Source organism: Curvibacter sp. EU05-FHT14A10, assembly GCF_058791075.1.
Map to the genome: position 1 here is coordinate 162,554 of NZ_JBYTDE010000013.1, position 11,827 is coordinate 174,380.

Here is an 11,827-nt window from a genome sequence, read left to right on the forward strand (position 1 = left end):
GCTGCACGCCGGGTCCGAAGGGGCCCGGCCAGTCCTCAGGCTTTGAGGAACTCCGATTTTCCTCCCAACCAGCGGCTCACGTGCGTCTGGGCCTTTTCAGGGTAACGGTCCAGCATCAGCGGCGCGGCCTCCCGGGCCCAGTCCAGCAGCACCGTGTCGGTGGCCAGATCGGCAAAACGCAACAGCGGCGCCCCCGATTGACGCGCGCCCAGGAACTCCCCCGGCCCCCGGATCTCCAGGTCGCGCCGGGCAATCTCAAAGCCGTCGCCGGTCTCGGCCATCGCGCGCAGGCGCTCGCGGGCCGTTTCGCCCAGGCGCCCGCTCTCGTTGGTGGCATACAGCAACACACAGGCCGATGCCGCCGCGCCGCGCCCCACCCGGCCACGCAACTGGTGCAACTGGCTCAGGCCGAAGCGCTCGGCGTGCTCAATCACCATCAGCGAGGCATTGGGCACATCCACCCCCACCTCGATCACGGTGGTGCTGACCAGCACGCCCATCTGGCCGCTGGTGAAGAGTTCCATCACCGCCTTCTTCTCGGCCGTGGGCATGCGCGAGTGCAGCAGCCCCACCATCACGCCGGGCAAGGCATCGCTGAGGTCGGCATGGGTGGCCGTGGCGTTGCTCAGGTCCAGGGCCTCGCTCTCTTCGATCAACGGGCAAACCCAATAGACCTGGCGCCCTTGAGCAATTTGATCGGCAATGCGGGCAACCACCTCATCGCGCCGGCTGTCGGAAACCAGCTTGGTCACGATGGGGGTGCGCCCCGGTGGCAGTTCGTCGATGGTGGACACATCCAGATCGGCGTAATAGCTCATGGCCAGGGTGCGCGGGATGGGTGTCGCACTCATCATCAACAGGTGCGGCTCACGCCCGCTGCCGTCATCGAGCTTGCTGCGCAGGGCCAGGCGCTGGGCCACGCCGAAGCGGTGTTGCTCGTCGATCAGGGCCAGGGCCAGGTTCTTGAACTTGACCTGATCCTGGATCACCGCGTGCGTGCCCACCACCAGGGCGGCCTCGCCGCTTTCGACCAGGGCCAGGGCCGCGCCCCGCTCTTTCTTTTTCTGGGCGCCCGCCAGCCAGGCCACCTTTTTGCCCAGGGGCGCCAGCAGGGGCTCGAGCCAGCCGACCAGCTTGCCGAAGTGTTGCTCGGCCAAGATTTCGGTCGGGGCCATCAAGGCGCATTGCCAGCCGGCGTCGATGCAGATCGCGGCCGCCAGCGCCGCCACCACCGTCTTGCCTGAGCCCACGTCGCCTTGCAGCAGCCGGTGCATGGGCACGCCACGCGCCAGATCGTGGGCGATTTCCTCACACACCCGGCGCTGCGCGGCCGTCAGCGCAAAAGGCAGCACCGACAGCAACTGCTCGTGCAAGGACAGCACACCTCGCTGGTGCCGGGGCTGCAGCGCCGGGGCGCGCAGACGCGCCCGCTCGCGCTTGGATTCAAGCTGCGACAGCTGTTGCGCCAGCAACTCTTCGGCCTTCAGGCGCTGCCAGGCCGGGTGGCTGTGGTCCTCCAGCGCGGCCAGCGACACATCCGGTGTGGGGTGGTGCAGAAAGGACAGGGCTGAACGCAGATCCGACAGGCGCAGAAAATCGATGCCCTGCAGCACCTCGGGCGGGATGGTCTCGCTGAGGTCGGCGCGCATCAGACCCGACTGCACGGCACGGCGCAGGTAGGGCTGTGGCAACTGGGCCACCGTGGGGTAGATCGGCGTCAGCGCCGTGGGAAGTTCACCCCCGGCCAGGCGAAACGCAGGGTGCAGCATCTGCCGCCCCCAGAAGCCGCCCTTGATCTCGCCCCGCACGCGCAACAGCGCACCCGCCGCCAGCGTCTTCTGGTGCGAAGGGTAGAAACTGAAAAACCGCAGTTCGCAACTGCCGCTCTCATCCTCCACCGTCACCACCAACTGGCGGCGCGGGCGCATGGTGATCTCGCTTTTCACCACCGTGACCTCGATCTGCACCGTGTCGCCATCGCGGGCGTTGCGCAGCAAGGTGATGCGGGTCTCGTCCTCGTAGCGCAGCGGCAGGTGCAGGGCCAGGTCGATGTCACGGCGCAGCCCCATCTTGAGCAGGGCTTTTTGCGGCGGCGAGAGTTCACGCCCGGCCGGAGCGGCTGGATCCGCCTTGGCAGGCTTGGCTGGTGACGGCAGTGGGGCGGAGGGCTTGGGGGCCATGACTGTATTTTTACCCAGTCTTTCAAGCTGTGCGTCCACCCCGTGAGAAAATCTCCGCCTTTTCCACCTTGGCACGGGCCTGTCAGGCCCTCAAGCACCATGACGCTTCATCCCGCATCCCGTCCGTTCACCCTGGCTGATTTCGACTTCGAGCTGCCACCTGAACTGATCGCCCAACACCCCGCTGCCGAGCGCAGCGCCTCCCGCCTGCTCGATGGCACCGGCCCCTCGCCCATCGACCGCATCTTCAAAGAACTTCCTGATCTGCTGCGCGCGGGCGACTTGCTGGTGTTCAACGACACCCAGGTGATCAAGGCCCGCCTGTTCGGCGAGAAATCCACCGGCGGCAAGGTCGAATTGCTGGTTGAGCGCGTGCTGCAAGACCACGAGGTGGTGGCCCACATGAAGGTCAGCAAAAAGCCGCCCGTGGGCAGCACGCTGGAGATGGTCGGCGGCTTCAGCGCCACCTTGCTGGGCCGCTGGCCGGATGAGGACGGCGCGTTGTTCCGCTTTCGCTTCAGCGGCGAGCCCCATGCCCTGATGGCCGCCCACGGCCATGTGCCCCTGCCGCCCTACATCGAGCACGGCGACTCGGCCGAGGACGAGCAGCGCTACCAGACCGTGTTCGCCCGCCACCCCGGTGCGGTGGCCGCCCCGACGGCCGCCCTGCACTTTGACGAGCCCCTGCTGGCCCGGTTGGCCGCGCGCGGCATTGAGCGCGCCAGCGTCACCCTGCATGTGGGCGCCGGCACCTTCCAGCCCGTGAAGACCGAGAACCTGGCCGAACACAAGATGCACCGCGAGTGGTACCAGGTGCCGCTCGAGACCCTGGCCGCCCTGGAGCGCTGCCGCCAGCGCGGCGGCCGCGTGGTCGCCGTGGGCACCACCACCGTGCGCACCCTCGAATCCTGGGCCCAGTCGGGCCAGACCTCGGGCGACACGCAGATCTTCATCACGCCCGGCTTTGCCTTCAAGGTGGTCGATGTGCTGATCACCAACTTCCACCTGCCCAAGAGCACGCTGATGATGCTGGTCAGCGCCTTGGCCGGCTACGAACGCATCATGGCCCTGTACCGCCACGCCATCGACCAGCGGTACCGCTTCTTCAGCTATGGGGATGCGATGCTGCTGGAGCGCCAGCCCGACTGATCACGGGGCACAGCTCGGGAAGCGCCGGGCCTGCTCCTCCTTCGGCAGCAGGGTGCTCAGGTCGGCATCGCGCAGCACGGCGATGTACTCGCCCTGGGCCTGGAAGCGCAGCAGCGTGCTCACCCGCAGGCTGCGCGACGCCCCCGGCGGCTGACAGCCCTCAAAGGCCAGGCCCAGGCCGAGCCGGCGCTTGCCCTCACTGCCTTTCCAGCCCAGGGCCCGGCTGCGCAAGGCCTGCAGGCGGGCCAGGCTGGTCGGTGCGATGCGCCAGACATGCAACTGCAGCCCTGGGCCCACCTCGCCCGCCAAGGGACTGAGTTCGGCCGCGCCCCGCAACTCTTCGAGCGGCAGCTTCTCCTCCAGCGTCTCCCAGGCGGCCTGCCCGTTCACGGGGGGCAGCTCGCGGGCCACCGTCACGTCCAGGGTCATGGAAAGCGGGCTCAGGCGCAAGGACGCAGGCGCCACCAGGGCCGCACGCACGGCGCCAGGGTCCAGTTCCTCCAGCTGCAAGGCCCGCAACTTCCACAACGAGGCCAAGGGCACGCTGCCGCAGCCGGCCAACCCCAGCACCAGCAAGGCCACTGAAAAAGCCCGCCCAAGCGGCACACAAAGACGCACAAAAGACATAAGCATACCTCTCAGGGTTTGACTAAATTTCTGCAAATCAACAAAATATTATTGTTTTACAGAAATTAATGCCTGTCTACACCCCATGAACAACACGCTCCAATCCCCGGCCTTCCAACGCCTCTCGCGCCTGCTCAACGGCCTGACCTGGGCCTGTGGTCTGCTGGGACTCGGGTTTTCCGTGGCCCGCTGGATCGGCCTGGGTCAAGGTGGCGACAGCCCTTGGCACAGCCTTTTGCTGCCTTTGCAGGCCCAGTTGGCAGGCTTGAAGCCGCCCTCCAGCCTGAGCTGGCCCTGGCAGTTGGCCGGGCTGGGCCTCGAGTGCCTGCCGCTGGCGGCCCTGGCCCTCAGCCTTCTGAGCCTGCGCCGCATCTGCGCCGCCTTCATCGACGGCCAGGTGTTCTCGGCTCAGGTGGTGTGCGGCTTCAGGCAGTTGGGCCAGGGCCTGATGGCCATGGCGGTGCTCAGCGTGCTTTACGGCGCAGGGGTCACGGCCTTGCTGTCGTGGCTGGCCTCGGGGCAGCACGGCGGCATCGTGACGGTCTCACTGGGCTCCTTCGAGATCAGCCTGCTGATCCTGGGGCTGCTGATGCGCCTGCTGTCCCAGGTCATGGCCGAGGGCCAGCGGCTCAAGGCCGAAACCGAAGCCTTCGTCTGAGACGGGTACAGCCCATGCCCATCCTGGTCAAACTGGACGAAATGCTGGTGCGTCGCAAGGTGAAGTCACGCGACCTGGCCGCCCACATCGGCATCACCGAGGCCAACCTGTCCCTGCTCAAAAGCGGCAAGGTCAAGGGCGTGCGCTTCGACACCCTGGCCGCCATCTGCGACTACCTGGCCTGCCAGCCGGGTGATCTGCTGGCCTGGTCGCCGGGCTCAGAGGAACGCACCGAGGCGGATGCCGCGAGCGACTGAACACCGGCCATCGCGCCAGACCGCCTGGGCCGTCGGCCTGGCCGTCTTGCTGCATGGGCTGCTGCTCCTGGCGTGGCAGGGCCCCTCGGACCCTGCCCCCGCGCTGCCACAGGCCGCCCCCATCGTGATGCAGGCACGATGGTTTGCCGAAGCACCCGCGGCGTCACCACCAGCCCCCTTGAACAAATCAAGCCGGGCGAGCCGCACGACGGCGCATGGGCCGCCCGCCACGGTAACGATCACGCCCTCACCGCCGACCGCAGAGCGGACCGAAACGCTTTCTTCAATGGCGACCCTGACGCCAGCCAGCACCGAGCCCCTGCGGCCGACGCCCGAATCGGCCCCTCAAACCCGCCCCCAGGCCCTGCGGCTCAGTTCGGAGGCCCTGGCCAACAGCCTGCAACGCGAGCGCCGCTGGCAACAGCAGCACGGCGACGGGCACCCCTTTCCGGATCGCTTTGCAGCGCCAGGCCCCAGCCTAGCCCCGGGCACGACAAGCCTTCAGGAAAGCGATCGCGGCGACGGTGGCCGGCTGGCACGGGTGCAGGGCCCACTGGGCACCTATTGCGTGCGGCTGCCGCCGCCCGATCGCCCCCTGCCCGACGGGCCGGCCCCCCGCCTGGCGCTGCCCAGCAATTGCCCCTGAGGCCAGGCGTTGCGCCCCCCCTGGCGCCCCACCCCTCCTACAATCCCCGCCATGCTGAATTTCGACCTCCTCGCCACCGACCCCGACAGCCATGCGCGCCGGGGCACGCTCACGCTGAACCACGGTGTGGTGCAAACGCCCATCTTCATGCCCGTGGGCACCTATGGCACGGTCAAGGGCGTGATGCCCCGCAGCCTCGAAGACATGGGCGCGCAGATCATCCTGGGCAACACCTTTCACCTGTGGATGCGTCCGGGCCTGGATGTGATGCAAAGCTTTGGCGGCCTGCACCAGTTCGAGAAGTGGAACAAGCCCATCCTCACCGACTCGGGTGGGTTTCAGGTCTGGAGCCTGGGGGCCATGCGCAAGATCAGCGAAGAAGGCGTCAAGTTCGCCAGCCCGGTGAATGGCGACAAGCTGTTTCTCACGCCTGAGATCAGCATGCAGATCCAGACCGTGCTGAACTCCGACATCGTGATGCAGTTCGATGAATGCACGCCTTACGAGACCAAGGGCCACCTGACCACCGAGCGTGAAGCGCGCAGCTCAATGGAGCTGTCACTGCGCTGGGCCCAGCGTTGCAAGACCGAATTTGCCCGGCTGGAAAACCCCAACGCCCTGTTCGGCATCGTGCAGGGCGGCATGTTCGAGAACCTGCGCGAAGAGTCGCTGGCGGCCCTGGTCGAGATGGATTTTCCGGGCTATGCGGTGGGCGGCGTCAGTGTGGGCGAACCCAAGGACGAGATGCTGCGCATCATGGCCCACACCCCGCACCGCCTGCCGGCCCACAAGCCGCGCTACCTGATGGGCGTGGGCACACCGGAAGACCTGGTCGAGGGCGTGGCCCAGGGCGTGGACATGTTCGACTGCGTGATGCCGACCCGCAACGCACGCAATGGCACCATTTTCACGCGCTATGGCGACCTGAAGCTGCGCAATGCCCGCCACAAGAGCGACCCGCAGCCGCTGGATGCCACCTGCACCTGCTATGCCTGCGCCGGGACCTCGGGCGTGAGCTGGGCCGACGGCGGACGCGAGGGCTTCAGCCGCGCCTACCTGCACCACCTGGATCGCTGCGGCGAGATGCTGGGCCCCATGTTGACCACCGTGCACAACCTGCACTACTACCTGAACCTGATGCGCGAGGTGCGCGAATCGCTGGACCAGGGCCAGTTCACGGCCTTCCGCGCCCGCTTCAAGACCGAGCGCGCCCGCGGGGTCTGAACCCGCTCTGGGCGACAGCAGCAATTGCTTACCGCCCGTGTCATGCGCTAACCAGCCTTCTGCCCAGGCTCCCTATGCTGCCCAGCCCGCAGTTGGAAGGAGAGCCCCGTGAACCCCGAAGTCGTCTGGCAGTTTCTGACCACCCAAGGCCTGGAGCTGGCCTTGAAGGTCCTTGGCGCACTCACCACCTGGGTGACCGGGCGCTGGCTGATCAGCCAGCTCACGCGCGTGATCCGACTGGCCCTGCTGCGCGGCCACATGGACCCCACCCTGGCCCAGTACCTGACCTCCATCAGCAAAGGTCTGCTGCACGCCCTGCTGGTGGTGCTGATCCTCGACATCTTCGGCATCAGCACCACCTCGCTGGCGGCGCTGCTGGCCGGTGCCGGCCTGGCCCTCGGAGCAGCCTGGGGCGGCCTGCTGAGCCACTTTGCCGCCGGCCTGTTCCTGCAGGTGCTGCGGCCCTACCGGGTCGGCGACCACGTGAACCTGGCCGGCATCACCGGCCGGGTGAGCGAACTGGGACTGTTCAACACCCAGTTGATCAGCAGCGACCAGGTGCTGACCCTGGTGGGCAACAACAAGGTGTTCTCCGAGGTGATCCGCAACTACAGTGCGCTGCCGGCACGCCGGGTGGACTGCCAGCTCAAGCTGGCCCATGGCGTCGACGCGGACGAGGCCATGGCCCGCATCCGTACCGCGCTGACGACCGTGCCCCATGTCTGCACCGAACCGCCGCCCGAGATCGGCATCGCCGAATTCAGCGCCGAAGGCCCGGTGTTGAACGTGCGCCCCTTCACCCACACCGACCATTACTGGCAGGTGTTTTACGACACCCATCGTGTGGTGCTGGGCGCCATGGTCGACGCAGGCTACCCGGTCCCTGAAAAACCCCTGCGTGTGCGCGAGGGATGATTCGCGGTGGCTTCCGAGGCCAGACCGGTGCCAGGTCCGCGCCTTCGTCGCTCAAATGCAAGCAACCCTTGCTTATCTGCCAACTTTTGACGGTTCCAGGCACTTTCGCGAAGCCCAGACGCGCTCCAGAAACGCTACAAAAAGTAAGCTGCGCGCAGGAGGTTCGCCAACATGAACACAGAAGCCATCTGGCATTTCTTGAACACACAGGGGGCCGATTTTGGCCTCAAGGTACTGGGGGCCATCGCGGCCTGGATCGTCGGCCGCTGGCTGATTGGCCTGGTGGTGCGCCTGCTGGGCACGGTGCTGGCCCGGGGCAGCAAAGTGGACGCAACCCTCGCCGAGTACCTGAAATCCATCCTCACGGTGTTGCTGAACATCGTGCTGGTGATGGCCATCCTGGACATCTTCGGCGTCAGCACCACCTCGTTTGCAGCCCTGCTGGCTGGCGCGGGCCTGGCCATCGGCACCGCCTGGGGCGGCTTGCTGACGCACTTTGCGGCCGGCGTGTTCCTGCAGGTGCTGCGACCTTACAAGGTGGGTGATTTCGTCAGCGCGGGCGGCGTGACCGGCACCGTGCGCGAACTGGGCTTGTTCGGCACCACCATCGTCACCCCCGACAACGTGGTCACGATCGTGGGCAACAACAAGGTGTTCTCGGACACCATCCAGAACTTCAGCACGCTGCCGGTGCGGCGGGTGGACTGCGTGGCCAAAGTGGCCAACGGGGTGGACGTGCAAGACGCCATCAACCGCCTGAAGGCCGCCGTGAGCAGCATCCCCAACGTGGCAGCCACGCCTGCCCCCGATGTCGAGATCCTGCAGTTCACCCCTGAGGGCCCCTTGCTCTGTGTGCGCCCCTACACCCACACCGACCACTACTGGCAGGTGTATTTCGACACCCACAAGGCCGTGGTGGCCACCTTTGGTGCCGCGGGCTACCCGGTGCCCGAGACCCCGGTGGCGCATCGCACCCTGGCGGCCTGAGCAAAAGCCGGATCGGATCGGCACCCTCCGCAGGCCGATCTCAGGGCGAAGGCTGCGGTGGCCGTGCCGGCGCACCACAACTGATGCAATAGCGCACCCAGGCGTTTTTGCGGGTGTGACACTGGCCGCAATGGTCGTGCAAGCCGATGCCGCAATGGGGACAGAAGTCCAGGCCCGGCAGCTTCAGATCGACGGGTCGCTCGCAGCCCGGGCACACGCTTTTGGCCAGGCGGCGCAAGGCCTGGTCGTAGTCCAGGGTATCGCGTCGTCGCTGATCGGGTTCGGCCTCGGCCGCCTGCTGCGCGGCCAGGTAACGGTTCAGCGCCAGGATGGCGTAACGCCCCACCAGCACCGTCACCACGATGCCCACGCCATAGCGCACATAGCCGCCGTAACTGGGCAGGTAGGGCACCAGTTCCACAAAGAACGCGACCAAGGCGAAGCCGATGAAGCCCCACACAAAGGGCCACGCGCTGCTTTGGCGCTGCTTCACGAACAACCAGCCCGCCAACACCAGCAAAGGCAGGGTGAGCGCCAGGCGGTAAAGGAACACGCGCAGCTCCTGCTGCCGGCTGGCGGCCTGCCAGCCAGACTGGGCATCCCGCTCCAGCTCGCTGAGTTGCTGCTGGGCCTGGCTCTCGTGCTGGCGAGCGTCAAGTTCGGCCTGCTGCTGCGTCTCTACCACGGCCAAGGCCTCGCGCTCGCGCTGCTTGAGCCCGTCGAGCTCCTGGGTGCGCTGCACCAGTTGCGGGTCTTGCTCGGGTCGGGCTGTGGCATGGCGCGTGGACAACCAGTTGTTGAAGGTTTCGCGTGCGGCCTGGTTGTCGGCCTGGGCGCGCGAGTGAGCCAGGCGCGCCTGCTCCAGGGCCTGGGCGGCGTCCTCACGCGCCTGACGGGCCTGCTTTAGCTGGTCGCGCGCCCGGGTGGTGGCCGTGCGGTCCATGAAATCAGCAACCTGAACGTGCCGTTCGACCTTGGGCAGGTCATCGACGATGGCACTGCCCAGGCCGGTCAGAAAGCCGGCAAAGACCAGCGCCACCCCCCACAGGCCACGGCGAAACCATTTTTCGGAAAGACGAAGCGATTGAGACATGACGGAACTCCCTTTTGACACCTTGAATTCTGATCGCAGCAACAGGTCCGAGGCTGGCCCTCAAGGCAGGGTTTCCCGCTGCGGGTCACCCGCCAGGCCGGCACGCGGCAGCCAGGCCAGCACCGAGTCCACTGTGACGGTCACGATGCGGTCGCTGAAGCGCTGATCGGGGGGATGGTCATCGAAAGCCACCTGGGCCCGCGAGACCCGCGCCCCCAGCCGGGTCAACGGTCCCAGACGCAAGACCGTGGGCTGATAACCTTGCAAACGCAGCCAGGCCTGGGCTTGGGCTCGGTCATGCACCTCGGGGGCCATGGCCGCGGCCAGAAATTCAATCGCCCACTGGTTGCTTTGCTGGTACCGCTGCCCCCAGGCATAGCTGACCAGGCTGTAGGCCGGTTCGTGCAGCCAGGCCGTGCGCTGCGGGTTCTGAAGCCCAGGCAGCAGGGCGGCCTGAACCTGCGGGCTGGGCACAGCCCAGACAGCTTCGTAGCGCCACAAGCCATCCAGAAAGAACTCGCCCAGCCCCTGGCGCATGACCAACGAACGGGCCGTGCCGCAGGTGTTGAGCTTGTGCAGCACACGCCATGCACCATCGGCACTTTGATAGGCCCAACCCAGGTGTGAATAGCGCAGGCCATAGGCACTGAGGTCCTGCCCGGCGCGCCCCAGAACCACCACCCGGGCGCCACTCGCGTCGAGCGCTCGGGCCACACGGGCGGCCAGCGCCATGCCCTGGGTGACCGTGGCGACGGTCGGGCCCCGGTCCTGGCAGTCCTGCCCGGCCTGGGCCGGCGCGATGTTCATCATGCAGGCCAGGCTGGCGGCGATCCAGCAGCGGGCGATCTTCAGGTGCAGCAGCATGACCACCCCCTTCACAACACACGCTCGTCATGCAGCAGGGCACGACCCAGCGCATTCGGCACGAAGGCCAACAGTTCACCGGCCACCGACAGCAGGACGCCGGTGCCGATCACGCTGCACACCACGGCGGTCCCCACGCTGCCAGCCACCCGAGCCCCCGCCCGGCCCGTCAGTTGAAGGCTGACCTGGGCGCCATCCGAGGCCCGCTCCAGCACCATCAGCGTGCCGTGCGCCGTCGACTGCACGGCCTGCACGGTGAGCACCGCGCCACCGACCGACAAGGCCACAGGCAGCGCCGCGGCCGCCGAGGCGCCGCCGGCCACCGCCACCACAGACGCCAGAGGCATCAGCGACAAGGCCGCCGAAGCCTCGCTCTGGGCGCAAGCCGTGCCGGTGCCCAGCGCCAGCAGTGCGCACAGGCACAGGCGAGTCCGGACCCGCTGGAAAAGAGAGGAAGAGTTCATGGTGTCTCCAGGCATGACATCGAGATCCGTTCACGGTTCACTGTGCATCGGGCGCCAGGCCTTGCTGCATTTCACGGCGCAGTTGGGCACGGGCGTCAGCTCGGGCCTGGGCCAGCGAGGCCTCGTGGGCATCGCGCAGCGTCTTGGCCAGCGTGAAGGCCGAACTCACCAGATAGAGCCAACTCACCCCCAGGTAAGCCTTGTAGGTTTCGCTGATGTTCATGCGCAGCAGGCCCCAGCCGGTGAGGCCCATGGCCACGGTAAAACCACCCCAGACCACCAGGCGCCACATCGGGGATTCCGCCGCCGTGGCCTGTTGGTCGCGCACCGACTTGGACAGAACCAACACGGCCGTCAAACAAAACACATAGCCCATCACCATGAAGGCACGGTCCAGGTCCTGGCCCGGCAACCAGGCCAGGCCGATGCTGCACAAGGAGATGGCCAGCGCAAACGAAGCCCAGACCTGCAACTGCCAGGCGCGGGAATCGCGCGCCACAGAGGCGACTGGGTGAGGCACAGGGGCTTGGCGTGAGGACATGAATGACTCCGGGGTGGTGTTGAAGATGAGCGAATGATCTCGTCGCCTCCTCTTGGAATCATCAAATTTGATTACCGGTGATCACCGTTAAGCCATCAAGTACCGTTATTCGATACTTCCCCCAGAACACAAAAAAACATTCGGCCATGAAAAAAGCCACCCGAAGGTGGCCTTTTGAGAGCGGCAGGCACCGCTCAAAATCGCTTGAAGATCGCAGCCGAT

General features: G+C 66.6%; 13 protein-coding genes. 7 read left to right on the forward strand and 6 right to left on the reverse strand.

All coding sequences use genetic code 11. The features are described 5' to 3' along the window. Positions 1-35: 35 nt before the first annotated feature. Complete coding sequence (gene recG, locus AC3WUT_RS22475) at positions 36-2,180, reverse strand: ATP-dependent DNA helicase RecG (protein ID WP_492349305.1); 2,145 nt, start codon at positions 2,178-2,180, stop codon at positions 36-38. Between the two features lie 99 nt (positions 2,181-2,279). Between recG and queA the strand changes: the two genes are divergently transcribed. Then, positions 2,280-3,329 carry a tRNA preQ1(34) S-adenosylmethionine ribosyltransferase-isomerase QueA gene (gene queA, locus AC3WUT_RS22480; protein WP_492349306.1) on the forward strand — a complete coding sequence of 350 codons (1,050 nt, stop codon included), beginning with the start codon at positions 2,280-2,282 and terminating at the stop codon, positions 3,327-3,329. On the opposite strand, the gene AC3WUT_RS22485 is transcribed toward queA, so the two are convergent. After that, the gene (locus AC3WUT_RS22485) at positions 3,330-3,956 is read right to left on the reverse strand and encodes a hypothetical protein (RefSeq protein WP_492349307.1); all 627 of its coding nucleotides are present in this window, start codon (positions 3,954-3,956) and stop codon (positions 3,330-3,332) included. It lies immediately after the preceding gene. Between the two features lie 85 nt (positions 3,957-4,041). Here AC3WUT_RS22485 and AC3WUT_RS22490 point away from each other — a divergent pair, with 85 nt between their 5' ends. The 6 genes from AC3WUT_RS22490 to AC3WUT_RS22515 all read left to right on the forward strand — a co-directional run bounded on the left by AC3WUT_RS22490 (position 4,042) and on the right by AC3WUT_RS22515 (position 8,643). Beyond that, on the forward strand, positions 4,042-4,614 hold the full coding sequence (locus tag AC3WUT_RS22490; protein ID WP_492349308.1) for a DUF2975 domain-containing protein: 573 nt from the start codon (positions 4,042-4,044) through the stop codon (positions 4,612-4,614). A gap of 14 nt (positions 4,615-4,628) precedes the next feature. Continuing rightward, a complete protein-coding gene (locus AC3WUT_RS22495) occupies positions 4,629-4,871 on the forward strand; it encodes a helix-turn-helix domain-containing protein (RefSeq protein WP_492349309.1) in 243 nt (80 codons plus the stop codon). A gap of 286 nt (positions 4,872-5,157) precedes the next feature. Next, positions 5,158-5,517: a hypothetical protein gene (locus tag AC3WUT_RS22500; RefSeq protein WP_492349310.1), complete on the forward strand. Its 360-nt coding sequence runs from the start codon at positions 5,158-5,160 to the stop codon at positions 5,515-5,517. Positions 5,518-5,568: 51 nt separating this feature from the next. Further along, a complete protein-coding gene (gene tgt, locus AC3WUT_RS22505) occupies positions 5,569-6,741 on the forward strand; it encodes a tRNA guanosine(34) transglycosylase Tgt (protein WP_492349311.1) in 1,173 nt (390 codons plus the stop codon). 108 nt (positions 6,742-6,849) lie between these two features. Beyond that, complete coding sequence (locus AC3WUT_RS22510; RefSeq protein ID WP_492349312.1) at positions 6,850-7,656, forward strand: mechanosensitive ion channel family protein; 807 nt, start codon at positions 6,850-6,852, stop codon at positions 7,654-7,656. 171 nt (positions 7,657-7,827) lie between these two features. Then, the gene (locus AC3WUT_RS22515; RefSeq protein ID WP_492349313.1) at positions 7,828-8,643 is read left to right on the forward strand and encodes a mechanosensitive ion channel family protein; all 816 of its coding nucleotides are present in this window, start codon (positions 7,828-7,830) and stop codon (positions 8,641-8,643) included. A gap of 40 nt (positions 8,644-8,683) precedes the next feature. Here AC3WUT_RS22515 and AC3WUT_RS22520 read toward each other — a convergent pair whose 3' ends face one another. From AC3WUT_RS22520 to AC3WUT_RS22535, 4 genes are read right to left on the reverse strand one after another with little or no spacing between them, the layout of a single operon-like run. After that, a complete protein-coding gene (locus AC3WUT_RS22520; protein WP_492349314.1) occupies positions 8,684-9,736 on the reverse strand; it encodes a serine endopeptidase in 1,053 nt (350 codons plus the stop codon). Between the two features lie 60 nt (positions 9,737-9,796). After that, complete coding sequence (locus AC3WUT_RS22525) at positions 9,797-10,600, reverse strand: DUF2145 domain-containing protein (RefSeq protein WP_492349315.1); 804 nt, start codon at positions 10,598-10,600, stop codon at positions 9,797-9,799. Positions 10,601-10,611: 11 nt separating this feature from the next. After that, positions 10,612-11,064 carry a hypothetical protein gene (locus tag AC3WUT_RS22530; RefSeq protein ID WP_492349316.1) on the reverse strand — a complete coding sequence of 151 codons (453 nt, stop codon included), beginning with the start codon at positions 11,062-11,064 and terminating at the stop codon, positions 10,612-10,614. Between the two features lie 37 nt (positions 11,065-11,101). Beyond that, on the reverse strand, positions 11,102-11,605 hold the full coding sequence (locus AC3WUT_RS22535) for a YiaA/YiaB family inner membrane protein (RefSeq protein ID WP_492349317.1): 504 nt from the start codon (positions 11,603-11,605) through the stop codon (positions 11,102-11,104). Between the last annotated feature and the right edge of the window lie 222 nt (positions 11,606-11,827).